Origin of the sequence: Mesorhizobium sp. M7A.F.Ca.MR.245.00.0.0 (genome assembly GCF_003997415.1) — a bacterium.
In the GTDB taxonomy this organism is placed as follows: domain Bacteria; phylum Pseudomonadota; class Alphaproteobacteria; order Rhizobiales; family Rhizobiaceae; genus Mesorhizobium.
In genome coordinates this window covers 64436-88102 of the sequence record NZ_RZTE01000017.1, presented here as the reverse complement: position 1 = coordinate 88102, position 23667 = coordinate 64436, and the positions used below count along the sequence as shown (strand labels likewise).

Below are 23667 nucleotides of genomic sequence, written 5' to 3'. Positions count from 1 at the left end.
GTCTCACCCAGGCAGCCGTCAGCCAGCACATCCGGTTTCTCGAGGAGCGGCTCAAGACACGTTTGTTTTCGCGGCTGGCCCGCGGCGTCGCACTGTCGCCGGAGGGGGCAGCCTACCTGCCTCACATCCAGTCGGCCTTCGCCACCATCGGCAACAGCACCGCGGAACTGTTCGAGCCGCGCGCGGTCCAGACCGTAACCATCCGGGCGCCGATCTCCTTTGTTTTGCTGATGCTGGTTCCGGCGCTGCCCGATCTGGCAAAGGCATTGCCGCGCATCCAGCTCGATCTGGTGACGATCCATCGCCCTGCCGACTACGATCTGCCGGGCTCGGTGCTCGACATCCGCTTCGGCAACGGATCGTTCCCCGGACGCGAAGCCGACAGGCTGACCGCCGAGCGGCTCGTGCCGGTGGCCGCACCTGCACTCGCCGGCGACGGCGACTGGCCTTCCCTGCCGCTGCTTCTGGTCGCCGGCGCGCGCGAGATGTGGGCGGAATGGTTCGCCGCCGCTGGACTGGCTGGCCATCCCAGACGATCACACCGCTTCGACAGTTTCGTCACCGCCATGGAGGCGGCGAGCGCCGGCGCCGGCGTGCTCTTGGGCTCGCGGCCGCTGGTCGATGCGGCGCTCGATAGTAAGACGCTGGTCAGGCTTTCCGACTATGAACTTTCCAGCACATCGGGGCATTTCCTGACCAAGGCGTCGACAGCACGCCTGACCGGAGCCGAACAGGATTTCCGCCAATGGCTGCTCCTGCGCCTCTCCGCGCCGGCATGACTGGTTATGAGATTGGCCCGATCCGCTTCCAGTAGATCAACGTGCCGGTCAGCCCGCCATGCGGCTTCAGGGCATAGTCCGGTATCTCACCGGCCAGCGTGAAGCCCAACCGCTCATAGAGGCCTGAGGCGCCCTCCTCGGTCGCCGTGTCCAGAACCAGCAGCGTGCGGCCCTTCTCCACGGCGAGGCTCTCGGCGGCTCGCATCAGGCGCGTCCCCACACCCCTGCCCCGGTAATCGACTGATGTCATCAGCTTGGCGATCTCGGCCCGGTGCGGCTGGTTGGGCGGACAATCGAGCAGCAAGGTCACTGTGCCGACGAGGTTTTTGCCGTCCCAGGCGCCAACCACCGCTCTTTCGCCCCTTGCCGCCGCGGCCAGCGATTTCTCCCAGAACGTCCTTGCCGCCTGCGGCGCCAACGGATGCATGAAGCTGACCGAACCGCCGGTCGCCACCGTTGCGACCAGCAATTCGGTCAGCATGTCCTGCGTCTCGGCAGCCGGGTTCAGGGTTGCGATCTCGATCGAGTTCATGTGCAGGATATCCTGTGATTGCAATAGAAGCGGGCGCATTGCTGTCAGTCCAGACGGTGCGCGCGGCGTCGCTTTCGCGCCGCCTTGATGGCGCTGATGCGGTCGGCGTCTTCGTGCCCGAGATGCCGCCCGCGCTCAAGGATCTCGAGCGTGTACTCCTCATAGGTCAGGCCAAGCCGCTCGGCTCTGTCCATGCGCAGCAGCATCACCTCGTGGCTCGGCGCCTTCCACGCCTTGGCATGGGCGGCCTGCCAGGCAAGAAAGATGTAGGGATCGCCCTTGCCCCATGGCGGGCCCTTGTACTCATCGAGACGCGGCCCCCCATTGTGGGAGCGCTTTGGTCTTCTTGCCATTGTGTCAGCCCCTGACCAGCGCGACGAGATAGTCGGCGCCGGGCTCGAGGGCATGGAAGGTGCAGTCCGACGGCGCCCCGAGCGCCAGGCAGTCGCCTGATACAAGCTTGTGCACTGTCTCACCTTCGACGAATTCGAGCCGCCCGGAAATCAGCCATATCTGCTGCTTGATGAAGGCGTATGAAGCGGCCGGAAAACTGACCTTGGCGCCCGCCGGCAGATGCACCTTGATCAGTTCCAGCGGCATATCGCCAGCCGGCGAAAGATGCCGCCTGACATAGCCGGTGTCGGGATCGCGCCACACCGGCTGGTCGGCCTCGCGCAATATCCCGCCGCCCTGCAATTCCGCGCGTGCGATCAAGGTCGACAGCGTCATGCCGAAGGCCGACGCGATGCGCACCAGAAGCGCCGCCGTCGGGCTGGTCTTGCCACGCTCGATCGTGCTGAGCATCGCCTTCGAGACGCCGGAATGCTCCGCGAGTTCGGCCAGAGACCAGTCGCGCACGATTCTTTCGGCGTGTATCCTGCGGCCGATCGTCGAGGAAATGTCGTTCGCTATATCATCCATATGTCTATTATAGCGAAAAATAGACGCCGGAGAAGAGCCGCCTTGCGACAATTTTCACGAGCCCCTTAACGCTCTCTACACCATCCGACCTCATCGGGCCTTAACCCCATTCGGGTAGGATCGATGCTCCAGGGAAATGGGGATTGGCCTGTCCATGTATGTCGAACGCGAAGCCTCCGTTGGAGAACCGACATCACAGGAGCGCCGCGACGCAGAGCAGAACGACAAGCGCATCCTCGGCAATGTCGTGCAATGCGATGGCGCACGCGCCACCATCAGCGCCTACGCGAACGACGCCGACGGCGCGGTGACCGGCCTGTGGACGGTCGGCAAGATGATTTCCATCAATCTCGGATCGACGCGAACCGTCGGCCTGGTCTACGCAATCGGCAAGTCGGACCGCGCCTGGAGCAATGAGGGCCAGAACGCCATCGAGGTCAGCATCGAGCTGATCGGCGAAGTCCGTGACGGAGCAGAGCCCGGCGCCAAACCGGTCTTCGATCGCGGCATCACCACCTATCCGCATATCGGCGCCGTTGCGCATCGGATCCGCACCCGCGACCTGCAGGCGGTCTATGACCTCGCCGGGCGTCATTCGATCACGATCGGCACGCTCGCGCAGGACGAGACGATCGCCGCCAACATCGCCATCGACGATACGTTGGCGCGTCACTTCGCCATTGTCGGCACGACCGGCGTCGGCAAATCCACCGCCGTTTCGCTGCTGCTGCGCAAGTCGATCGCAGCAAGGCCGGATCTGCGCATCCTGATCCTCGATCCGCACAACGAGTTCGCTGCATCGCTGCCCGAATACTGCGTCAGGGTCGATTCCAAAACGTTGGATCTGCCGTTCTGGATGTTCAAGCTCGAGGAATTCGCCGAGGTGCTGTTCCGGGGCCGCGAGACCGAGCCGGAAGAAATCGACGCCTTGCGCGACCTTATCCCGGCCGCCAAGAATCTCTACCGCAACCCGAATTCGGGCTCCTATATCAGGCGAGGCAGCGATGCGTTGACCGCCGATACGCCTGTGCCTTACCGCATCGCCGACCTGCTCAAGCAGATCGATGAGCGAATGGGCATGCTCGAAAGCAAGACCGATCGCCCGACGCTCAAATCGCTGAAGACGCGCATCGAATCGGCGGCGGCCGATCCACGTTACCGCTTCATGTTCAACTCGCGCCTGATCGAGGACACCATCCACGAGACGATCGGCAACATCTTCCGCGTGCCGCATCATGGCCGACCGGTAACCTGCTTCGAGATGGCCGGAATGCCGTCCGAAGTGGTCAATTCCGTCTGCTCGGTGCTGGCGCGCCTGGCCTTCGACCTCGCTCTGTGGAGCGAGGGCAAGCTGCAGCTCCTGTTTTTATGCGAAGAAGCGCACCGCTATATGCCGGCCGATCCGCGCCTCGGCTTCGCGCCGACAAGGCACGCGCTGTCGCGCATTGCCAAGGAAGGCCGCAAATATGGCTGCTATCTCGGTGTCGTCACCCAGCGCCCGGGCGAGCTCGACCCGACCATCCTTTCGCAATGCTCGACCTTCTTCGCCATGCGGCTTGCAAATGAGCAGGACCAGGCGATCATCCGCTCGGCGATTGCCGACTCTTCCGCCTCGACGCTTGCCTTCCTGTCCTCCATGGGCCAGCGCGAAGCCATCGCCTTCGGCGAAGGCGTGGCGACGACCATGCGGCTGAAGTTCGAAAAACTGCCGAGCGACCTGCTCCCCGGCACCGCAAAACGCGAAGAGGCCACGTCGAAGCCAGGCGACGATGTCGATCTGGTGGCGATCGTGGAACGACTGCGCAACGTGCCTAAATCAACGCAGCAGGCGATGGCCTTCGCCGAGGTCGTCGATTCAGGCCGCCAGGCCGGCGACCCCGACTACCGCAAGCCACCCGCCGCACGCGCGCCATCGGACGACGATTTCGACATGCGCTACGGCCTAAAGCCCGCAACCTTCGGCCTGCGCCCGCAAAACGATTAGGTCAGCAGCGCCAACTCCTCTGCCTTCTGACCGAGAAGCCGCGCCAAGCTTGCGCCCTTGCCCAGCCCGCTCGGATAAATCCCGTCAGGGAATTCGTCCAGGCTGAGTCGGGTGGTGCTGTTTTCGAGAAGCCGGAGCGGAGCGGACATCTAGTCCGTGAGCAACGGAAGTCGAGAAAACCGCGTCAGGCGACCGGCCTCATGAATTCTTCTTCGGGATTTAGGCGCAGACGCGGTTGCGGCCTTGCCTCTTCGCTTCGTAAAGCTGGCGGTCGGCGCGGCGATAGAACTCTTCCGCTGTTTCCTTGCGGTCCCAGACGGCGAGCCCGACGCTAGTGGTGATCTTGAGGCGGACATTGCCTGACAGCACCGACATGTTGGCGATCGCCTTGCGGATGCGCTCGGCAAACTTGCCCAGAAGCTCGGCGTCCATGTTGGGCGTGACCACGGCGAACTCCTCGCCGCCCAATCGCGCCACCACATCGTGGTAGCGCGTCATGTCCTTGAGACAGTTCGCGACGGCCTTGAGCACTTCGTCGCCGACGTCATGGCCGTGGGTGTCGTTGACCTGCTTGAAATGGTCGAGATCGAGGATCATCAGCCCGACGGGCTTTTCGATACGCCGGAACTCCTCGAGATACTCCTTCAGCGCATCATCGAAATAGCGCCGGTTCTGCATGCCGGTCAGGCCATCGGTCAGCGCCGCATGCTCGAATGTTTCCGAGCGCGCGCTGAGCGAGACCGTCATGGCGCGCAGCTTGCCTTCCTCCATCGCCTGTTTGCGGATCAGCGGATAGATGAAGAAGATGCCGAAGAACAGCGCGGTGGCCAGGAGCACGCCGGTCGCGAACAAGAGCTTGTTGAGATAGATGACCTTGTCCAGACCCGAAGCCGTATGCAACTCGTCGGCGAAGGATTGCAGAAGTCCGTAAGCATGCAGCGTCACCAGGCCGGCGGCCAGGATCACGAATATAAAGACGAAAAATGCTGATTCCGCCTTTTGGAAACGCATCTGCTCCCCGTTGGAAAAGTGCCCACTGATCTTATGGCATGGGCGGGCTTACGGAGGGTTAATTTGGACAACCACAACGGGAACCTTTCCTTGCAGTTAAACTTTTCAGGTTGCATCGGAGGCAAGCGCTGAGATCGTGGTTTCCAGATCATCACCGGGGCGCGATCTCAGCCATTCCGGCCCCAATTGATGCCTGAACCAGGTGGTTTGCCGCTTGGAATATTGCCTGGTCGCGATCTTGGCGCGTTCGATTGCCTCGGGAAAGCCAATCTCTCCGGCCATCGCTGCCTGCAGTTCGCGAACGCCGATCGCTTTCATCGCCGGCAATTCGGGATCGAGGCCAAGTGCTGCAAGCCGCTTGACCTCGTCCAGCGCGCCCTTGTCCAGCATCTGGTCGAAGCGTTTGTCGATGCGAGCGACCAACGCCGCCCGATCCGGCTCGATCACGAAGAAACGTGCGCTTTCCCTGTCGATGAGCGGCTGGCCGCGTTCTGCCTGCCATTCCAGGATCGAACGGCCAGACGCATCGAGAACCTCCAATGCCCGCACGATGCGCTGGCTGTCGGTTGGCTTGAGCATCATGGCGGCCGCCGAATCCTCGCGCAGCAGCAGGCTGTGCAGCTTGACGGCGCCCTGCTCCTTCAACTCATAGCGCCAGCGGTCGCGGACCCGCTGCGGAATGTCGGGCATTTCCGAAATGCCCTCGGCCAGCGCGCGAAAGTAGAGCCCGGTGCCGCCGACAAAAATCACTGGCCGTTCGGAGAATGTGCCGTCCTCGATCAGCTTCATCACGTCGCGCAGCCAGGCGCCGGTGGAATAGGCGGTGGCCGGGTGGACATGGCCATAAAGATAATGCGGTGCGCGGGCGAGGTCGGCCGCCTCCGGCCGGGCGGTCAGCACGTCGAGCACCGAATAACCCTGCATGGAATCCGTGTTGACGATCACGCCACCCCTGCGCTCGGCCAGATCGAGCGCAAGCGCCGACTTGCCGCTGGCGGTCGGCCCGGCTATCAGGATCGCGTTCTTCACGCGGCCCTCGCCCGCCTGCCCGCCGGAATGTTTCATGCCGCTGATCGCCACCCTTGTTTCCCGTCCCGCTGAGCGCGCTTTGTCGCTGTCGCTTGCGAATATGGCCTCACGGTCGGTCGGCGCAAGCGCTGTTGTCTGGCTGGCCGAAGGTATTGCCTGCGATCTCGTCCTGCCTGAGGCAGCCGACGACGCCGTCACGAGTGCCGTCTTGCGCACGGCACTTGCCAGCGAGGCCGTCGACGTGATCGTCCAGCAGGCGGAAACCCGCCGCAAGAAAATCCTGATCGCCGACATGGATTCAACCATGATCGACCAGGAATGCATCGACGAGCTGGCCGACGAGATCGGCGTCAAGGATCATGTTGCGGCCATCACCGCGCGATCCATGAATGGTGAGATCGCCTTCGAACCGGCTTTGCGTGAACGGGTGGCGTTGCTTAAGGGCCTCGACGCCGCCGTGGTCGATCGCATCGTCGCCAATCGCCTGACGCTGGCAGCGGGCGGCCGTGTTCTGGTCCGGACCATGCGCGCCAACGGCGCCTGGACGGCACTCGTGTCTGGCGGGTTCGAGGTCTTCACGACGCGCATCGCCGCCATGCTCGGTTTCCAGGAGAACCGCGCCAATCGCCTGCTCGAGCAGGACGGCCGCTTCACCGGGCTGGTCGGCGAACCGATCCTCGGCCGCGCCGCCAAGGCCGACGCGCTGATCGAAATTTCAGCGCGCCTCGGCCTGACGCCCGCCGACGCCATCGCCGTCGGCGACGGCGCCAATGATCTCGACATGATCCGCCTGGCCGGTACCGGTGTCGCGCTCCACGCAAAACCGACGGTGGCGGCACAGGCCAAGGTCCGCATCGATCATGGCGACCTGACCGCGCTGCTTTATGTGCAAGGCTACAGGCGGGAGGAGTTTGTGCAATGAAACCAATGCGCACCGAGCGCCTGATCCTGCGCAACTGGGAGGATCGCGACCGCGACCTGTTCCACCGCATAAACTCCGACGACCGGGTGATGGAGTTCTTTCCGTTCCGCCGCGACCGCGCCGAGGCGGATGCCAAGATGGATCAGTTCCGCGCCGCCATCGATCGCGACGGCATTGGCTTTGCGGCCGCAGAAATCGCCGCATCGGGCGAATGTATCGGTTTTGTCGGTATAACCGGAACCGATCACATGGACTTCCTGCCAGCCAGCATGATCGAGATCGGCTGGCGATTGGCGCCTGAATTCTGGGGCAGAGGTTACGTCACCGAGGCGGCTCAGGCATGGCTTGCCTACGGCTTCGAAACACTCGGCCTTGACGAAATCGTCTCCTTCGCCGTCGCGGAAAACCGCCGCTCCACCGCCGTCATGGAGCGCCTCGGCATGAGAGCCGATCCATCGGCCGACTTCGGTCACCCCAGCATTCCCGACAGCCATCCCGCGCTCAAGCGCCATGTGTTCTACCGGCTGACTGCCCAGAACTGGCGAAAGAACCGTCGCTGATCAATGTCGATCAGGCGGAAGCTCATCGCCAGCTTGCGGAGGTCCGCCAGCAACCCGCTCAAGCATTTTTCCAAAATCGCCGGCGGACGCATCGCCCGCCCGACGACGCAGGAAATCCGCCGCCGTTTCCATTGCTCCAACCTTCTGCGCCACAGCCGAAGCGATCCACTGATTGAGCGACACGCCATCCGCCTTAGCCAAACGCGCGGCCGCCTCCTTTACCGACAGCGGGAGCTTCAAAGGATAAGTCGCTTTGCTCATGTTCGAAGTCCTTCCAGGAATTCAGCCGGGCTTACGACTTGGACGTCGAAACGGCCTGCCGCAGCCGCAAAATCCCGGCGATTGTAGGTCACCAAGGCATCTGCCCGGCCGTTGATCGCGGCTTCAGGCACCATTTCATCCTTCGGATCGCTCAATTGCGGGCGCCAGAGAAAGTGCAGTTCAACCGGTTCTGCCAAGGTAGCAAAACCGGCAAGCAAACGATCCAGATCCGCATTCGACAATCCGTGAACCGCCATTTGCTCGGGTCGGGTCAACACGGTTTCATTCAAGAAACAGCGCTGTCGTCACCAATGGGCGGATGTGCCGATCCGCGATTCCGTGCAAGACGGCAAACGACGCACCATTCCTGCTTCGCAAACCTGCCGTCAGAACGTTTGTGTCCAGTACGATCCGTCTCACAAGCTAAAATAGTACATCCCATGGGATGCTACAATATACCTGTTAGCTGGCGGATCTCAGTCCATCCGGATCGTCACGAACCTGAGCTCGCCGGTCTTCGAGGCCAGCATCAAGAGTGCATTCTTGCGCCCCTGTTCCTTCAAGGCGCCGATGCGGTCCATGACATCCTTGGGGGTGGCAACCGATTCCTGTGCGATCTCGGTGATCACCTCGCCGGGCTGGATGCCGCGTTCGGCGGCTGCCGAGTCCTTGGTGACGTCGGTGATGACGACGCCCGAAACATCGGCCGCAATGCTGAACTTCTTGCGTGTCTCGTCGTTCAGTTCGCCGACCGTCATGCCGAGCACCGAAGCAGTGGAAACGGCCGGAGCCTTGTCGCCCTTGTCCTGATCGGTGTTGCTGCCCTCCTCGCTGCTGGCGAGCTTCTCGCCATCCTCGAGCCGGCCGAGCGTCACTTTCACGGTCTGCTCGACACCCTTGCGCACGATGAGCACATCGACCGCCTTGCCAACCGGGCTTTCGGCGACGACGCGCGGCAGATCGCGCATCTCATGGATGTCCTTGCCGTCGAACTTGATGACGACATCGCCCGCCTGGATGGTGCCATTGTCGACCGGGCCGCCCTTGATCACGCCGGCGACCAGCGCGCCCCTGGCGGTCGCCATGCCGAGGCTTTCGGCGATGTCGTCGGTCACCGGCTGGATGCGCACGCCCAGCCAGCCGCGCCGCGTCTCGCCGAACTGGCGCAACTGGTCGACGACGCCGGACGCGAGCTGGGCGGGGATGGAAAAGCCGATGCCGATCGAACCGCCGGAAGGCGAAATGATCGCCGTGTTGATGCCGATGACTTCGCCGGCGCTGTTGAACAGCGGTCCGCCGGAATTGCCGCGGTTGATCGCGGCATCGGTCTGGATGAAGTCATCATAGGGGCCGGAATTGATGTCGCGGTTGCGGGCAGAGACGATGCCGACCGTCACCGTGCCGCCGAGGCCGAACGGATTGCCGATCGCCATCACCCAGTCGCCGACGCGCATCTTGGTGGAATCGCCGAACTTCACCGCCGTCAGCTTGTGGCCTTTCGGATCGACCTTGAGCACGGCGACATCGGTCTTGGTGTCGGTGCCGACCAGCGTCGCCTTCAAGGTGACACCATCGGAGAAATTGACCTCGATGTCGTCGGCATCGGCAATGACATGGTTGTTGGTGACGACGATGCCTTGCTCGGCATCGATGACGAAGCCGGAGCCCAGCGACTGCACCTTCTGCGAGCCGTTGTCCTTGTCACCGCCGCGGTTCTTGAAGAAATCGTCGAAGAAATCCTGGAAGGGCGACCCCTCGGGCAATTGCGGCATCGGCACCGCGCCCGGGCCTTCGGTGCCCTTGACCGTCTGCGAGGTCGATATGTTGACCACTGCGCCGAGCAGGCCTTGCGCCAGATCGGCAACCGAGGCGGGTCCATCGGCGGCAAATGTCGGCGTCACGAAGGACGGGACAGCGACGGCGCTGACAAGAAGTGCCGCCGCGCCGGCGATGAATGTCCGCCGAGCCGCGCACAGAATTGTATTGGATGTCATCGAGAAGCCTCCCGGTATCCTTGAAAAGAAAAGCGCTTCGACGAAAACGCCGCGTCACGCCATGTTGGCAAAAAATACGGCACGTTTGCGGCTATGACTATCGGCAGAGGATAAATCATCGCCGCCGTCATGCGCCCCGTACCAGCCAGACGATGCCGACGCCGATCACGATCGCCGCCAGCCCGGCGATCCGCAGCGCGTTCTCGGGCAGCGACAGCACTTCGGTGGCAAGTTTCCTGGCCAGGCCGGGAAAACCGCCATAGACCAGACCCTCTATGACAAGGACCAGGCCCATGGCGGCAAGAAAATCCTGCACCGGCCGCTACTGGCCGGTGCTGGGCTGTGCCGCCGGCGCGGCGGGTGCCGTCGCCGGAGCGTTTGGCGCAGGCGAAGCCGGCTTTGCCGGCCCCTCGCTGCCGTCAGGACTGCGGAAGAAGCGGAAGAACTCCGAGTTCGGCGACAGCACCATCGTCGTTCCGGTGTTGTCCAGCGCCGTGCCATAGGCATTCATCGACCGGTAGAAGTCGAAGAAGGCCGGATCGCGCTGATAGGCTCCCGCGAAGGTGGCGCTGCGCTGGGCTTCGCCCTCGCCGCGCAGGATTTCCGACTCTTTCTGCGCTTCGGCGACGATCTCGACCACTTCGCGATCGGCGCGGGCGGTGATGCGCTGTGCCGCTTCATTGCCGCGCGCCCTCAGCCGCGCAGCTTCCGCCAGGCGTTCCGCCTTCATGCGGTCGAAGGTCTGCTGCGAGACTTCGGCCGTGAGATCCGTGCGGCGGATACGGACATCCTCGATCTGCAGGCCGAGCGAGGTGGCGTCGGGCCTGAGCTGGTCGCGGACTTCGCGCATCATCACGGTGCGCTGTTCGGAAAGTGCGGCCTCGAAATCACGCAGACCGTAGACACGGCGCAAGGCAGCGTCGAGACGCGTCCTGAGCCGGGCTTCTGCCAGTTCGATCTGACCCGACACGGTGGAGCGGAAGACCCGCGGATCCGAGATGCGGTAGGCGATGAAGGCGTCGACCTCATAGAACTTGCCGCCTGACACCTGGACGCGGATGTTGTCGAGGTCGAAGCGCAGCACCCGGTTCTCGATCAGTTGCACGGTGTCGGCGTCGAAGAACGAGAACGGCGCCTTGAAGTAGATGCCGGGTTCGCTCTTGACGTCGACGATCTCGCCGAACCTGAGCACCAGCGCCTGCTGACGCGCATTGACCACGAAGACCGACGAATAGAGCAGGAACAGGATAACCGCTGCTGCGACGACGATGATGGGAAGACGGTTGGCCATCACTGGTTACCTCCCGTAACGCCACTGGGCGCAGCGGGTGCCGGCGCTTTCGGTTGCAATGCCGGCAGCGGCAGATAGGGAACGACCCCTTGCCCGTTGCCCTGCTCGACGATGACCTTGCTCGAATCCTTCAGAACCTTCTCCATGGTTTCCAGGTAGAGGCGCTTGCGCGTTACATCGGGCGCCTTGGCATATTCGTCATAGACCGAGATGAAGCGCTGGGCCTCACCCTCGGCTTCCTGCACGACCCGGTTCTTGTAGGCGGCCGCGTCTTCGCGGATCTGTGCGGCCTCGCCGCGCGCCTGGCCGAGCTTCTGGTTGGAGTACTGGTTGGCCTGCTCGACGAACTTGTCCTCGTCCTGCTCGGCGCGCTGCACCTCGTCGAACGCATCGGCCACTTCGCGTGGCGGTGCCGCATCCTCGATCGAGACGGCGTTGACGTTGAGACCGGCCTTGTAGCCGTCCAGCGTCGTCTGGATGATTTCACGCACCGAGGCGGCAATGCCCTGGCGGTCGTCGCGGAAGATGTCCTGCGCCGGCCGGCGACCGACGGCTTCACGCATGGCGCTTTCGGCTACCTGCCGCAGCATACCGTCGGGATCGGACACATCGAACAGATACGCGCTCGGGTCAGAGACCTGATAGGCGACCGAGAACTGGACGTTGACGATGTTCTGGTCGCCGGTAAGCATCAGCCCGGACGTGTTGCCACTTGTCGCGCCGCCGCCGCCGATATCGACGAGCTGCTCGGAAATCTTGGCCGTCTCGACGGTTTCGAGCGGCCACCAATGGAAATGCAGACCAGGCTGCGACAGTTCGGTCTTCGGCTTGCCGAAGCGCAATTCGACCGCGACCTCGTCGGGCTGCACGGTATAAACCGCCTTGAACGCCCACAGCACCACAAGTGCAGCCGCGATCAGCGCGAAGATAGCCGGGCTCGCGCCGCCGCCACCCGGAAGAGCGCGCCGCAGCCGGTCCTGGCCGCGGCGGATGATGTCTTCGAGATCGGGAGGCGAGCCCTGTGGCCCGCTGGGTCCCTTTGGACCCTGCCCCCAGGGTCCTTGATTGTTGCCGCCGCCACCCCATGGGCCGCCGCCACCGCCGCTTTTGTCGTTCCAGGGCATGAATGTCCTTTCGCTTGGAATTCCCTCAAGCGCCGGTATTACGGCGCAAAATCCAGTATTGTTCTTCTATAGGGACGCAACGAGGCGCTTTCAACGCGATGCGCTGCCGACTTCGTCCGATTTGTCCGGTCGCGACCCTTTGTCTTCCTTCAATGCCCCTTTTTTCATTCAATGTCTCTCTCGACGCCGCTCGTAGACCGAATAACGCGTCGGGTGGCTGTCCTTTTCCCCGGCTGGGACGTCGTGCGAGCTGACAATGTGCCAGGAATCAGGATCGATCGGCGGGAAATGCGCGTCGCCGTCGACCGCTGCCAGCACATGGGTGACATGCAGGCGATCGGCCAGCAGCATGGCCTGGGCATAGATTTCGCCGCCGCCGATGACGCACACCTCGTCCACATCGGCCATGCGGCGCCCGCGCTCCGTCGCCAGTTGGATCGCGGCCTTGAGCGAATGTGCCGCCTCGACGCCCTCGGCGCGCCAGGTCTTGTCGCGGGTGACGACGATGTTCAACCTGCCCGGCAGCGGCCGGCCGATGCCCTCATAGGTCTTGCGGCCCATGATGATGGGCTTGCCCATCGTATCGGCTCTGAAGCGCTTGAGATCGGTGGAGAGCCGCCACGGGAGCCCGCCGTCCCGCCCGATCACGCCGTTCTCGGCGATGGCAACGTAGATTGCGACGTGCATCAATTGCCGTCCGTTGGCTCGAGGATCAGGATGTCGATGTCGCGCTCGGGGTAGAAATCATCCGCCGTCATCTCGAATGTCGTCGGTCCGGTCTTTTTGACATTGTCGCCGCAGAACGAGACCAGGGCTTTCGGATTGCCCTTGTCGATCGTCAGCTTGAACTTGCCGATCGTGCCGGTGGCCCAGTTGCCGCCGGTGGTCAGGATATAGGCGATGCGGTTCTCGAAATATTTGGGGTAGCCGTCAGGGTCGTCCTTGGCAGCCTTGCGCACCGCATTTTCGAATGTGCCATCCATGCAATAGCGGGCCTTGTAGGCCGCATACTGTCCCTGGAATTTGCCGTCGTAGAAGAAGCTGACTGAAGACGTGCCGCCGACGCTCGGTCTGTAGTGGTGGGACACATGAACGTCCTTGTTGGCCGGAAAGGTCGAGCGCCACCAGTAGGTCGAACGCAATTGCCAGAACGGCGTGTAGACCTTGGTCGTCTCGGTGCCGTCGCTGCCGGTGTCCTCGATGATGATGCCGCGGTTGACCCAGTCATCGACAACCGCTTGCGGCAGCTTGGCCAGCGCCGCCTTCGCCGCATCGCCGAATGGATAGAACGGCACGTTTTGCGCCTTCAACTCGGCGCTGATGTCGATGCCGAGCGCAAACACCTTCTGCTCCAGCTGCGGCTTGACGGCAACGCCGTCGATCGTCACCTCGAAGCCGAGGAAGTTGTCGCTCTGGTTTTCGGGGATCGCCGGGATTTCTTCGGGATTGCCCGATATTTCGGGCATCGGGAAAGCGACGATGGCCTCGACATCCCGATCGGTGTTGTTATGGAAGACATAGTCGACCGTGACGTTTTCCGGCGAGATGAAGAGGTCCTCGCTTTGCATCGACACGGCGTCGCTGCGCGACAGGATCAGGCCACCGGTGCCAAGTTCGGCAACCGAATCGTTGGCGTAGGCGGGCGCGGGCGACAGGGCCAGCACGGCGGTCAGAATATATCGCAACATGGAAACCACCTCGGCCAGAATGCTTGCAGGACCCTAGCGGTTTCAATGTGGCGTTCAAAGCCCTTCCGTATCCGCGGACGCGCGCCAGCGCGGTCTGGACTAACAGGTTCCGATCGGGCAGGAGTTCGCCCATGCGCAAGCTTCTCGTCATCGGCATCGGCGCCGGCAATCCCGACCACATGACCGTTCAGGCCATATCAGGCTTGAACCAGGCGGATGTGCTGTTCATTCCCGACAAGGGCGCGAAAAAAAATGAGCTGGCCGAACTGCGCCGCCGGATATGCGACCGCTTCGTCACCAATCCGAAGTCGCGCCGCGTCGAATTCGACGTGCCGGTGCGCGACATGCCAGTAGAAGATGGGCCGGCGCCCTCCTACCGCGCGACCGTCGATGACTGGCACGAAGCCATCGCCGCCATTTACGAAGGCCTGATCCGCGATGAGATTGCCGGCGACGGCTGCGGCGCCTTCCTGATCTGGGGCGATCCTTCGCTCTATGACAGCGCGTTGCGCATCCTCGAGCGCGTGCGCCTGCGAGGAAATGTGGCGTTCGAGCTTGAGGTGATCCCCGGCATCACCGCTGTCCAGGCACTTGCCGCCAGCCACAAGATGGCGCTGAACCGCATCGGCGATTCCGTCCTCATCACCACAGGCCGCCGCCTGACCGAGGAAGGCATGCCGGACAATGCCGGCAGCGCGGTCGTCCTGCTGGACGGCAAATGCGCCTTCAACACGCTGGTCGACAAGGATCTCGTCATCCATTGGGGCGCCTATCTCGGAACGGAAGACGAGATTCTCATCTCTGGCCGTCTCAGTGATGTCGGCGCCGAGATCGAGAGAACCCGTGAAGAAGCGCGCCGGAAAAAGGGCTGGATCATGGACACTTACCTGCTTCGCAAGCCAAGCGCAGAGGATTAGGCCCTACTGCCCTACTGCCCTACTGCCCTACTGCCCTACTGCCCTACTGCCCTACTGCCCTCACCCAGCATCAATCTCCGCCTGCAATGCCTCCATATGCGCCGCCGCCGCGGCAGAAGCCGCGCGCTCGATGGCGCGGAAGCGGCTGACCACTGCCAGGCCGACCGCCGTCAACTGTGCGCCGCCGCCCTTGCGGCCGCCGGTCTGTGCCGCCACCAGCGGCTTGCCGAACACCCGGTTCATGTCCTCGACCAGGTCCCAGGCGTGCTTATAGGACATCTCCATGCCGCGAGCGGCGGCCGAGATGGAGCCGAAGGCGGCGATCTGTTCCAGGAGTTCGATCTTGCCCGGCCCGACGCGCCCGTCGGGATCGAGATTTATCCGCAAGCTCAGCGACGGCATCTTTGCTCTCCGCGGTCACAACCCAACCCCATACTAGAAGCTCCCTGGCGAAACCGCTATTCCAAAAAGACATAGCGGGATTATCCATCCGCCTCGGCGGGCAGGCCGGCGCCGGTGTTTGCCCGATCGAAGCTCACCGTCTTGATCACCGCGAAAACCTTGCCGCCAAGATGAAGCTTCAGCGCCTGCCGCGACTGTTCGGTGATGCGGGCAAGCACGGTTGCGCCATTGCAGTCGATACCGACCTCGACCGCGGGCCCTTCGCCCGGGCTCATCGCGGTAATGGTCCCCGGCAGGATGTTGAGCGCGCTGAGACCCGTCGGCTTTTCGGTGGCGATCATCACATCGCGGGCGCGAATACGGATGCGCACCGGCGTACCTGTCTTCATCGCCAGCTGTGGCACCCGGAGCTCGCCCGCGGCCGAGCCGAGCACGGTCATGCCGAAAGTCTCGTCGTGACGCAGCACCCTGGTGTCCAGCACGGCGCCGCCCTCGCCGCGCTCCTCCGCCGGCAACAGGTCGAGCCTTTGCATCACCGCCTCGGTCGGCCCGCTGGCAACGACATTGCCCTGTGCCAGCATCACCACATCGCTGGCCAGCCTCGCCACTTCGGCGACCGAATGACTGACATAGACGATCGGGATTTTCGTCTCGTCGCGCAGCCTTTCGACATAGGGCAGGATTTCGGCCTTGCGCGCTTCGTCGAGCGAGGCCAGCGGTTCGTCCATGAGCAGCAGTCTGGGGCTGGCAAGCAATGCCCGGCCGATCGCCACGCGCTGTTTCTCGCCGCCCGAGAGCTTTGCCGGCCGCCTGTTCATGAGCGGCCCGATGCCGAGCAGGTCGACGACGGCATCGATATCGGCGTAGCGCTCCGCCGGCGGCGTGAACCAGCGGCCGTAGCGAAGATTGCCGGCAACGCTCAAATGCGGAAACAGCCGTGCGTCCTGGAACACCATGCCGATGCGGCGCTTATGCTTCGGCACGAAAATGCCGGCATCGGTATCGACCAGCACACGGCCGTCGACCTCGATGCGTCCCCTGTCGGGCCGGATCAGCCCGGCAATCATGTTGATCAGTGTCGTCTTGCCCGACCCAGACGCGCCGAACAGCGCCGTCAGCCGCCCGGCGCTTTCGAAGCGGGCGTCGATGGCGAAACCACCCAGCCGATGACTGATGTCGACGAGAACGCTCATTCGATGTCCAGTCGCCGGCCGACACGCCGCGCCAGCACCTCCGAAGCCACAAGTGCTGCCATGGAGATGACGATGGAGATCAGCGTCAGGCGGAGCGCCCCTTCATCGCCACCCGGCACCTGCGTGAAGGTGTAGATCGCCGACGGCAATGTCTGCGTCTCATTGGGAATGTTGGAGACGAAGGTGATGGTGGCGCCGAACTCGCCCATCGCCTTGGCGAAGGCCAGGATGGCGCCGGCGATCAGCCCGGGCAGGATCAGGGGCAGCGTGATGGTGGCGAACACCCAGAGCGGATTGGCGCCGAGCGTTCCCGCCGCCGCTTCCATCTTGCGGTCCACCGCCTCGATCGACAGCCGGATCGCCCGCACCATCAGGGGAAAGCCCATGACGCCGCAGGCCAGCGCCGCACCTGTCCAGCGGAAGGAGAAGACAATGCCGAAATGCTCGGCCAGGAAGGCGCCGGCGGGGCCACGCCGGCCGAAGGTCAGCAGCAGCAGGTAGCCGGTCACCACGGGCGGCAGGATCAGCGGCAGATGCACCAGCCCGTTGAGAACGGTCTTGCCCCAGAATTGTCCCCGGGCAAGCAGCAGTGCGATCAAGATGCCCGGCGGCAGGCTGGCGAGCATCGCCACCATTGCCACCTTGATGGACAGCCGAACCGCATTCCATTCGTCGGGAGTGAGGTCCAGCAGCCAGTTCATTGTGCCCCTTGGAACTCAGTTGCTCGGCGCGAGTACGGCAAATCCCTGATCCTTGAACAGCGCGGCCGCCTTGGCCGACTGCAGGCATTTCAGGAAAGCCCGCGTATCCTTGTCCTTCGAATCGGCGGTCTGGGCAACCGGATAGATGATCGGCGGATGCGAATCCTCCGGGAAGGTGCCGACCACCTTGACGCCCTTTTCGGCATGCGCGTCAGTGGCATAGACAATGCCAAGGGCGGCTTCGCCCGTCGAAACCAGCTTCAGCGCCGCGCGCACGTTTTCGGCCTGCGCCACCTTGCCCTCGACCGAGGACCAGACGCCGAGCGATTCAAGTGCGGCCTTGCCGTATTTGCCGGCCGGCACCGCCTTGAAATCGCCCATGGCGAGCTTGCCGTCGCCGATCAGCTTGGCGAGGTCAAAACCCTTCTCGATCCTGGTGTCGACCGCCGAGTCCTTCGGCGCCACCAGCACGATCTCATTGCCGAGCAGCTTCACTTCGGTGTCCGGCTTGGTCAGCTTCTTGTCGGAGAGATATTTCATCCAGTCGAGGTCGGCCGAGATGAAGACGTCGGCAGGCGCCCCGCCCTCGATCTGCTTGGCCAGCGCCGAGCTTGCGGCATAGGAGACGGTCGCGGCTTCGCCGACATCGGCCTGGCAGGCCTTGTTCACCGCGTCGAGCGCATCCTTGAGGCTGGCCGCGGCAAACACCACCACCTTGTCTTCCGCATGCGCTGCCGGCACGACTGCCATCAGCGCCGCAGCCAAACCGCCAATGGCGATCGCCCTCGATCCAAAACCTTTGCGCGTCATGGAAAACTCTCCCTGGTTTGAAATCCGGCCGGCTCGAAGCCTGCTAACCGATATATCCGTATGAATATAACAAGGGAAGGCCCGGCGCCCCATGAAAGCGTCTGTACGACACCGATTGTTCTGATGAGACCGGCAAAGAAACCCTGGAAAGGAAACTCCGATGAAGATCAGCGCCCGCAATATCCTCAAGGGAACGATCGCCGAGATCGCCAAGGGAGCCACCACCTCGCATGTCAGGATCGACATCGGTGGCGGCGCCATCGTCACCGCCTCGATCACCAACGAGGCCGTCGCCGATCTCAAGCTCGAAAAGGGCAAGCAGGCCTACGCCGTGGTCAAAGCCTCGGACGTGCTGGTCGGCGTCGACTGATCGGCGCCTGATTAATGGGCTTACGCCGCAAGCCTATGGATCAAGGCATCTTCGACATAGATGCCATTAATGGTGTTGTGAGAGAATCGCACCTCACCTAGGCCATCAACCCGCATGGCGATGCCTAGGCCGGCGATGAGCCGGTCATCCGCTGATGTGATCTTCACCTTGCTAAGGTCTAAAATAGGCTCTTGTGGGCGTGCCTTGCGCCAGTCAGCAGCAATGGTTGCCGCATCGAGATATTTTTTTTCGAGATCCTTTCGTGGGCCGCGATAGGCGATAATCATGCGCCAATTGTCGACGTCACTGTTGTACAACCATAGTGCGGCTGCAACTCCAAATCCCTTTTCATCAAGAGCACGAATTAGGTTGATGCCGGCGTCGATATCGGTCCTTACCAACGACCCTGAAGCCATCTGAATATTCCTTGCTCTTCGTCGACCATTGCGTTTCGCATGGCCGTCGCCTCGAACACATCTATCATATCGTAACGCGAAGCCTCATTCCAATCTGAGACCGCCGACCAATGGCCGTCGAATACAGGCGACGCCGTCCGGCTTTCGTTTAGGTCCGCAGACAAGCCAGCCAAGGCCACGAGCCTGTTGAGGTCATGGCTATAAATGTCCTGGACGAATTTCTTGTCAGGGATGGTATCTGGCTGAAAAACCCGTGAAATTCGTGCCTTGATGGCAATTTCTGCAGCGTATCCGAAAAGATAGTAAGCATTCGAATAACGTTCGTTTTGAAACAAAAGTTCTGCGTCTTGCAGCTTCGCATTGGCTATGGCTTGAAGCGCGGTCCTCTCTAATGTCATACCGCGATCGGCGCCTTGATCGACGCGTCGGCGACGTAGTTTTCCAGCTGGAAGTCTTCGAAGCGGAAGGCGAACAAGTCCTTCACCTCCGGATTGATCCACATCGTCGGCAGCACCTTCGGCGTGCGCCGCAACTGTTCGCGCGCCTGCTCGAAATGGTTCGAGTAGAGATGCGCATCGCCAAGCGTGTGGACGAAATCGCCGGGTTTCAGCCCGGTGACCTGCGCCACCATCAAGGTCAGCAGGGCATAGGACGCGATGTTGAACGGCACGCCAAGGAAGATATCGGCGGAACGCTGGTAGAGTTGGCAGGAAAGCCGCCCTTCCGAAACATAGAACTGGAAAAGGCAGTGGCAGGGCGGCAGCGCCATCGCTTCCACTTCGGCCGGATTCCACGCCGAAACGATCAGCCGCCGCGATTGAGGATTTTTGCGTATCTCCTTGAGAAGATTCGCGATCTGGTCGATCGAGCCGCCATGGCCATCCGGCCAGGAGCGCCATTGCTTGCCGTAGACCGGGCCGAGATCGCCATTCTCGTCGGCCCATTCGTCCCAGATCGAAACGCCGTTATCGGTGAGGTATTTGATGTTGGTGTCGCCGGCCAGGAACCACAGAAGCTCATGGATGATCGACTTGAGATGCAGCTTCTTGGTCGTGGTGACGGGAAAGCCGCGCGCCAGGTCGAAACGCATCTGGTAGCCGAAGACGGAGCGCGTTCCGGTGCCGGTGCGGTCGCCGCGATCGGCGCCGTTGTCCAGCACGTGCTGCAGGAGGTCGAGATACTGGCGCATCGGTTCCGGCTCGATTCGGTTGTCCAGCCATCATAGCTGACGGACAGGCAATCGAACACCACAAAGCAGCGCAAGCCCTGCCCGAAGGCTGCCAGTCCCCAACAACATCAGGGCTGACGCATGGACCGCGCCAGCCCCTGCAAATTGACGTGCGGTCGTCAGAGGGAGCCGAGTTTACCCAGGTCCTTGGCAACCAGATAGTAGAAGGTAACCCGGTTCTTGGTACTGTCGGCGGCCATCGCCTTGCAGACCTTCTCGATCGAAGCGTCGGCCTTGTTGTCGTCCGATATGCCGAGCTTCTTCGCAACCCAGCCAGCCTTGACGCGCTCTAGCTCCTTCGGATCGGTGCAGGACACCAGCGAGGAATCGCGGTTCCGGAGCGCTATGCCAAGATGCTTGACGATTTTGTCGACCACGTCGGCACTCGCCGAGGCATCGTATTTCTTCACGTCTGCAAGATAGTCGGCCATCAAAATTCCCCTCGTCGGCGCCACGGATCCGATCGATGAGGGCTGTGGCGCGCTGCTGCAACATGTGCGCTAGGTCGGTAACTCCTCACCGGGGCAAAGCTTCGGTTGAGACCGCGCCCAAGTCAACCCTTTGGACTTGCGGTTTTGTCAGGGGGACAAAGTGCCATTGCGGCCTTCCATTTCTTGCGATGGCCCCCTATATTCAGTCTGTCGGCTTGACCGACTATGGCGATAAATGGGCGATGAAATAAGCCGTTCGGACCCGGGGGCGGTACCCGGCGCCTCCACCAAAAGCCGCTGCTGATGACAGAGCGGTTTTTGCTGGGGGCGAAATAGGATCGACGAAGGTGTAAAGATCGTACTTTTGCCCGGCATGGTACCACCGTCATCGGGCTAAACCTGTAGTTGCAAATGACAACTATGCGGAAGCACGTCTCGCCGCGTAAGCGGTGCGATAGCTTCAAATCAAGCCCTAGAGGTTCGCACTTCTAGGCGGGGTTCGGAGGTACCTGGCAACAGAAACCTCCACTTCTCCCCTCCTCCTCAACATGCGTTACGCACAACGGCAGCTCCCGCCGCCGAGTTGATGCTGTCATGGGAGATGCGCTCGTATCAAATTGCGCAAGAACAGACCGGGCGTCCTGTTTTTTTTCGATCGGGGCGTTCCGGACACGCTTGGCTACCTCAGGCTGAGCGGCCTGCCGCTACCCGAACACATCAACGCCGCCGCCAAGCGTTTCCGCTACAACCCCCGCATCTTCGTCGCCCCGCTTTGGCCGGAGATCTTCGCGCAGGACGAAGAGCGCAAGCAGACGCTCGACGAGGCCGAGCGTACCCACCATGCGCTGGTCGGCGTCTACACGGAACTGGGCTATGAGATGATTCCGTTGCCGCTGGCACCTGTCGAGGCGCGGCTGCGCTTCGTGCTGGCCGAGACAGGATTGGCGTGAACAGGATTGGCGTGAAAAAGGCCGGGATGAACCTCGGCCTTTTCATTTGTTTTTGGTTGCTTATTCCGCCGGTGCCTCGGCAGCTTCGCGCGAGCGGCCGAGCGTGACTTTGGCCAGCGTGAACGAAATCACCGCGCACAGCGTGATGCCGGCCACCATCGGCAGCGGCGTGCCGTCGAAGAACACGCCGGCAACACCCATGGCGAGTGCGCCGATCGCGAAATGCAGCGTGCCCATCAGCGCCGACGCCGTACCGGCGATCTCGCCATGTTCTTCCATGGCCAGCACCGAGGTGGTCGGGATGACCAGACCAAGGAAGCCGTAGCCGACGAACAGCAGCGCCGCCATCACCTCGAGCCGATCGATCCCCGTCGCCATCACCGCGAACAGCACCACCATCGTCGTCGCATAGCCGGTCACCGCGACACGCACCACGCGCCTCAGGCCGAAGCGCTCGGCCAGCAGCCCCGTCATCTGCGACATGCCGATGAAGGCGACCGCGTTGATCGAGAAGAACACGCTGTAGACCGAAGGCGACAGCCCGTAATGGTCGATCAGGATGAACGACGAACTCGACAGATAGACGAAGAAGCTCGCAATGCCGAAGCCGGCGATCGCCGTCAGGCCAAGGAAGTTGCGGTCGCCCATCAGGAAGCGGTAGGCCGACAGCGCGGTGCCGAAGGAGGAACCGGCGCGGTCTTCCACCGGCCGCGTCTCCTTGAGCGATGTCGCCAGAAGGATGGTGGCCAGCAGAGCCGCACCCGTCACCGTCCAGAACACGGCGCGCCAGCCGAAACTCTCGATGATCACGCTGCCGGTCAGCGGCGCCAGGATAGGCGACACCGAAAACACCAGCATCAGCAACGACATCAGCTTGGCGGCCTCATTGCCGGTATGCAGGTCGCGCACGATGGCGCGCGGAACAGCCATGCCGGCGCTGGCGCCAAGCCCTTGCAGGAAACGGAAAGCGATCAGCCATTCGATGGTCGGCGCCATTGCCGAACCGATGCCGCCAACCATGAACAGCGCAAGGCCGCCATAAAGCGGCAGCTTGCGGCCGACCATGTCGGAGATCGGCCCGACGACGATCTGGCCAAAACCCATCGACAGGAAGAAGATCAACAGGCTCATCTGCACGGCAGCGGTGCTGGCATGCAGATCCGCGCCGATCGACGGCAGCGCGGGCAGATACATGTCGATGGCGAACGGGCCGATGGCGGACAACAAGCCGAGCACGACCGCGATGCGGAGGAATTTGGGACTCATGATAAAGGCTTCTTTCAAATCTGGTTGCCGCCGCCAGGCGACGTCTAACCTAGGACGTTCCATCCCGTGAGATTCCGACACCTCAAGAGCGAATCCTATTCGTCTCTCTCACGCGAAATCTCTTTATCTTGTGTCCACAAATTTAGACACTCTTGTCTAAATCGTCAATCATCTCTATATAGTTTTTTATGAAGCTGCACGTTTCTCCTGACATTTTCCCGCCACGCGGCCATGAGGCCAAGCGCCTCTCGATCGTCGACTCCGCCGCCACCGTGTTTTGCCGCGAAGGTTTCGCCGGCGCCAACATCGACCTGATCGCCGCCGAAGCTGGCGTCTCGCGTCAGACCATCTACAACCATCATGGCGACAAGGAGAGACTGTTCGTCGCTGTGGTCCGCGACCTCACCGAACGCTGCAATGCCGGCATCTTCGCCACCATTGCCACCTTCCCCGACCAGCCGGGGGATCTCGAAGCCGACCTGATCGGCTTTGCCGTGCGCCTGAACCAGAACTGCATCTGCAACCGCGACGGAAAATTCCTGCGCAAGCTGATCCAGACCGAAGGCGAGCGCTATCCCGAACTGTTTGCCGAATGGCGCGAACAGGGTCCGGGCAGGACATGGCCAGCAATCGCCGCCCGCTTCGCCCGCCTCGCCTATGGCGGCTATCTCACGATCGAGGATCCCGACGTGGCGGCACGCCAGTTCCTTGGCCTCGTCAATGCCGAACTGCAGACCACCTTCATGCTTGGCGGCTCGCCGCGCGAGGACGAGGTGCTGCAATCCGCGACCAATGGCGTGCGCACCTTCCTGCGCGCCTTCGGCAAGCGCCGGTCCGCGGCATCGTCCGAAAAGCAAAGCGCGCTCACCAGCGCCTGAGCGATCAAA

The 23667-nt window shown here is 62.4% G+C and carries 32 protein-coding genes and 1 other RNA gene; 9 read left to right on the top strand and 24 right to left on the bottom strand.

Annotated features, from left to right (window positions below; translation table 11 throughout):
• A partial coding sequence (locus EOB80_RS18625; RefSeq protein WP_245466381.1) for a LysR substrate-binding domain-containing protein occupies positions 1 to 779 on the top strand: 779 nt, incomplete at its 5' end.
• 4 nt (positions 780 to 783) lie between these two features.
• Here EOB80_RS18625 and EOB80_RS18620 read toward each other — a convergent pair.
• Genes EOB80_RS18620 through EOB80_RS18610 form a run of 3 tightly spaced genes read right to left on the bottom strand, consistent with a single transcriptional unit; the run spans position 784 to position 2232 of the window.
• On the bottom strand, positions 784 to 1311 hold the full coding sequence (locus EOB80_RS18620) for an N-acetyltransferase (protein ID WP_127328929.1): 528 nt from the start codon (positions 1309 to 1311) through the stop codon (positions 784 to 786).
• 44 nt (positions 1312 to 1355) lie between these two features.
• Positions 1356 to 1664, bottom strand: a complete 309-nt coding sequence (locus EOB80_RS18615; RefSeq protein ID WP_127328928.1) for a hypothetical protein — start codon at positions 1662 to 1664, stop codon at positions 1356 to 1358.
• A 4-nt stretch (positions 1665 to 1668) separates the two neighbouring features.
• Positions 1669 to 2232 carry an XRE family transcriptional regulator gene (locus EOB80_RS18610; RefSeq protein WP_127328927.1) on the bottom strand — a complete coding sequence of 188 codons (564 nt, stop codon included), beginning with the start codon at positions 2230 to 2232 and terminating at the stop codon, positions 1669 to 1671.
• 154 nt (positions 2233 to 2386) lie between these two features.
• Here EOB80_RS18610 and EOB80_RS18605 point away from each other — a divergent pair, with 154 nt between their 5' ends.
• Positions 2387 to 4216: an ATP-binding protein gene (locus EOB80_RS18605; protein WP_127328926.1), complete on the top strand. Its 1830-nt coding sequence runs from the start codon at positions 2387 to 2389 to the stop codon at positions 4214 to 4216.
• Here the strand turns inward: EOB80_RS18605 and EOB80_RS34570 are convergent.
• The 3 genes from EOB80_RS34570 to miaA all read right to left on the bottom strand — a co-directional run bounded on the left by EOB80_RS34570 (position 4213) and on the right by miaA (position 6301).
• Positions 4213 to 4365, bottom strand: coding sequence for a hypothetical protein (locus EOB80_RS34570; protein WP_164762654.1), 153 nt, complete (start codon positions 4363 to 4365; stop codon positions 4213 to 4215). The genes EOB80_RS18605 and EOB80_RS34570 overlap by 4 nt on opposite strands.
• A gap of 70 nt (positions 4366 to 4435) precedes the next feature.
• Positions 4436 to 5227, bottom strand: coding sequence for a GGDEF domain-containing protein (locus tag EOB80_RS18600; RefSeq protein ID WP_127328925.1), 792 nt, complete (start codon positions 5225 to 5227; stop codon positions 4436 to 4438).
• A 105-nt stretch (positions 5228 to 5332) separates the two neighbouring features.
• Positions 5333 to 6301: a tRNA (adenosine(37)-N6)-dimethylallyltransferase MiaA gene (gene miaA / locus EOB80_RS18595; protein ID WP_127328966.1), complete on the bottom strand. Its 969-nt coding sequence runs from the start codon at positions 6299 to 6301 to the stop codon at positions 5333 to 5335.
• Here miaA and serB point away from each other — a divergent pair.
• Complete coding sequence (gene serB / locus EOB80_RS18590) at positions 6291 to 7178, top strand: phosphoserine phosphatase SerB (RefSeq protein ID WP_127328924.1); 888 nt, start codon at positions 6291 to 6293, stop codon at positions 7176 to 7178. The two genes, miaA and serB, sit on opposite strands and share 11 nt — an antisense overlap.
• A complete protein-coding gene (locus EOB80_RS18585) occupies positions 7175 to 7738 on the top strand; it encodes a GNAT family N-acetyltransferase (protein WP_127328923.1) in 564 nt (187 codons plus the stop codon). Before serB ends, EOB80_RS18585 begins: the two co-directional genes overlap by 4 nt.
• On the opposite strand, the gene EOB80_RS18580 is transcribed toward EOB80_RS18585, so the two are convergent.
• The 9 genes from EOB80_RS18580 to EOB80_RS18545 form a co-directional block, all read right to left on the bottom strand.
• A complete protein-coding gene (locus tag EOB80_RS18580) occupies positions 7739 to 7999 on the bottom strand; it encodes a pilus assembly protein HicB (protein ID WP_127328922.1) in 261 nt (86 codons plus the stop codon).
• Positions 7996 to 8289: a PIN domain-containing protein gene (locus EOB80_RS18575; protein ID WP_245463834.1), complete on the bottom strand. Its 294-nt coding sequence runs from the start codon at positions 8287 to 8289 to the stop codon at positions 7996 to 7998. The genes EOB80_RS18580 and EOB80_RS18575 overlap by 4 nt, the downstream gene beginning before the upstream one ends.
• Entirely contained in the window at positions 8282 to 8419 is a 138-nt protein-coding gene (locus EOB80_RS35980; RefSeq protein WP_348629444.1) for a PIN domain-containing protein, read from the bottom strand. The genes EOB80_RS18575 and EOB80_RS35980 overlap by 8 nt, the downstream gene beginning before the upstream one ends.
• A gap of 56 nt (positions 8420 to 8475) precedes the next feature.
• Positions 8476 to 9993 carry a DegQ family serine endoprotease gene (locus EOB80_RS18570; RefSeq protein WP_127271780.1) on the bottom strand — a complete coding sequence of 506 codons (1518 nt, stop codon included), beginning with the start codon at positions 9991 to 9993 and terminating at the stop codon, positions 8476 to 8478.
• A gap of 127 nt (positions 9994 to 10120) precedes the next feature.
• The gene (locus EOB80_RS18565; RefSeq protein WP_023813072.1) at positions 10121 to 10309 is read right to left on the bottom strand and encodes a DUF2065 domain-containing protein; all 189 of its coding nucleotides are present in this window, start codon (positions 10307 to 10309) and stop codon (positions 10121 to 10123) included.
• A gap of 6 nt (positions 10310 to 10315) precedes the next feature.
• Entirely contained in the window at positions 10316 to 11284 is a 969-nt protein-coding gene (locus EOB80_RS18560; RefSeq protein ID WP_127328921.1) for a protease modulator HflC, read from the bottom strand.
• Positions 11284 to 12408 carry an FtsH protease activity modulator HflK gene (hflK, locus tag EOB80_RS18555; protein ID WP_023813074.1) on the bottom strand — a complete coding sequence of 375 codons (1125 nt, stop codon included), beginning with the start codon at positions 12406 to 12408 and terminating at the stop codon, positions 11284 to 11286. Before hflK ends, EOB80_RS18560 begins: the two co-directional genes overlap by 1 nt.
• Positions 12409 to 12576: 168 nt before the next feature.
• Positions 12577 to 13095 carry a dihydrofolate reductase gene (locus tag EOB80_RS18550; protein WP_127328920.1) on the bottom strand — a complete coding sequence of 173 codons (519 nt, stop codon included), beginning with the start codon at positions 13093 to 13095 and terminating at the stop codon, positions 12577 to 12579.
• Positions 13095 to 14096 (bottom strand): DUF4424 domain-containing protein, encoded by a 1002-nt coding sequence (locus EOB80_RS18545; RefSeq protein ID WP_127328919.1) that lies wholly within the window; start codon positions 14094 to 14096, stop codon positions 13095 to 13097. The genes EOB80_RS18550 and EOB80_RS18545 overlap by 1 nt, the downstream gene beginning before the upstream one ends.
• Positions 14097 to 14227: 131 nt before the next feature.
• Between EOB80_RS18545 and cobF the strand changes: the two genes are divergently transcribed.
• A complete protein-coding gene (cobF, locus tag EOB80_RS18540; RefSeq protein ID WP_127328918.1) occupies positions 14228 to 15013 on the top strand; it encodes a precorrin-6A synthase (deacetylating) in 786 nt (261 codons plus the stop codon).
• Between the two features lie 60 nt (positions 15014 to 15073).
• Here cobF and EOB80_RS18535 read toward each other — a convergent pair whose 3' ends face one another.
• The 4 genes from EOB80_RS18535 to modA all read right to left on the bottom strand — a co-directional run bounded on the left by EOB80_RS18535 (position 15074) and on the right by modA (position 18119).
• Positions 15074 to 15415, bottom strand: coding sequence for a winged helix-turn-helix domain-containing protein (locus EOB80_RS18535; protein WP_127271788.1), 342 nt, complete (start codon positions 15413 to 15415; stop codon positions 15074 to 15076).
• An 80-nt stretch (positions 15416 to 15495) separates the two neighbouring features.
• A complete protein-coding gene (gene modC, locus EOB80_RS18530; RefSeq protein WP_127328917.1) occupies positions 15496 to 16608 on the bottom strand; it encodes a molybdenum ABC transporter ATP-binding protein in 1113 nt (370 codons plus the stop codon).
• Positions 16605 to 17309, bottom strand: a complete 705-nt coding sequence (gene modB / locus EOB80_RS18525) for a molybdate ABC transporter permease subunit (protein WP_127328916.1) — start codon at positions 17307 to 17309, stop codon at positions 16605 to 16607. Before modB ends, modC begins: the two co-directional genes overlap by 4 nt.
• Before the next feature lie 15 nt (positions 17310 to 17324).
• Positions 17325 to 18119 carry a molybdate ABC transporter substrate-binding protein gene (gene modA / locus EOB80_RS18520; RefSeq protein WP_127328915.1) on the bottom strand — a complete coding sequence of 265 codons (795 nt, stop codon included), beginning with the start codon at positions 18117 to 18119 and terminating at the stop codon, positions 17325 to 17327.
• 160 nt (positions 18120 to 18279) lie between these two features.
• Here modA and EOB80_RS18515 point away from each other — a divergent pair, with 160 nt between their 5' ends.
• Positions 18280 to 18489 carry a molybdopterin-binding protein gene (locus EOB80_RS18515; RefSeq protein ID WP_127328914.1) on the top strand — a complete coding sequence of 70 codons (210 nt, stop codon included), beginning with the start codon at positions 18280 to 18282 and terminating at the stop codon, positions 18487 to 18489.
• A gap of 20 nt (positions 18490 to 18509) precedes the next feature.
• On the opposite strand, the gene EOB80_RS18510 is transcribed toward EOB80_RS18515, so the two are convergent.
• The 4 genes from EOB80_RS18510 to EOB80_RS18495 form a co-directional block, all read right to left on the bottom strand.
• Positions 18510 to 18905: a hypothetical protein gene (locus EOB80_RS18510; RefSeq protein ID WP_127328913.1), complete on the bottom strand. Its 396-nt coding sequence runs from the start codon at positions 18903 to 18905 to the stop codon at positions 18510 to 18512.
• On the bottom strand, positions 18884 to 19303 hold the full coding sequence (locus EOB80_RS18505; RefSeq protein WP_127328912.1) for a HEPN domain-containing protein: 420 nt from the start codon (positions 19301 to 19303) through the stop codon (positions 18884 to 18886). Before EOB80_RS18505 ends, EOB80_RS18510 begins: the two co-directional genes overlap by 22 nt.
• Positions 19300 to 20094, bottom strand: a complete 795-nt coding sequence (locus tag EOB80_RS18500; RefSeq protein WP_127328911.1) for a thymidylate synthase — start codon at positions 20092 to 20094, stop codon at positions 19300 to 19302. The genes EOB80_RS18505 and EOB80_RS18500 overlap by 4 nt, the downstream gene beginning before the upstream one ends.
• A gap of 158 nt (positions 20095 to 20252) precedes the next feature.
• On the bottom strand, positions 20253 to 20564 hold the full coding sequence (locus tag EOB80_RS18495) for a DUF2853 family protein (RefSeq protein WP_127271793.1): 312 nt from the start codon (positions 20562 to 20564) through the stop codon (positions 20253 to 20255).
• A 170-nt stretch (positions 20565 to 20734) separates the two neighbouring features.
• On the opposite strand from EOB80_RS18495, the gene ssrA reads away from it, so the two are divergent.
• Positions 20735 to 21094: a transfer-messenger RNA gene (gene ssrA / locus EOB80_RS18490) on the top strand.
• An 87-nt stretch (positions 21095 to 21181) separates the two neighbouring features.
• Positions 21182 to 21514: an AAA family ATPase gene (locus EOB80_RS18485; protein ID WP_245466380.1), complete on the top strand. Its 333-nt coding sequence runs from the start codon at positions 21182 to 21184 to the stop codon at positions 21512 to 21514.
• 60 nt (positions 21515 to 21574) lie between these two features.
• On the opposite strand, the gene EOB80_RS18480 is transcribed toward EOB80_RS18485, so the two are convergent.
• Positions 21575 to 22780 (bottom strand): multidrug effflux MFS transporter, encoded by a 1206-nt coding sequence (locus EOB80_RS18480; protein ID WP_127328910.1) that lies wholly within the window; start codon positions 22778 to 22780, stop codon positions 21575 to 21577.
• A 188-nt stretch (positions 22781 to 22968) separates the two neighbouring features.
• Between EOB80_RS18480 and EOB80_RS18475 the strand changes: the two genes are divergently transcribed.
• The gene (locus EOB80_RS18475; RefSeq protein ID WP_127328909.1) at positions 22969 to 23658 is read left to right on the top strand and encodes a TetR/AcrR family transcriptional regulator; all 690 of its coding nucleotides are present in this window, start codon (positions 22969 to 22971) and stop codon (positions 23656 to 23658) included.
• Positions 23659 to 23667: the final 9 nt, after the last annotated feature.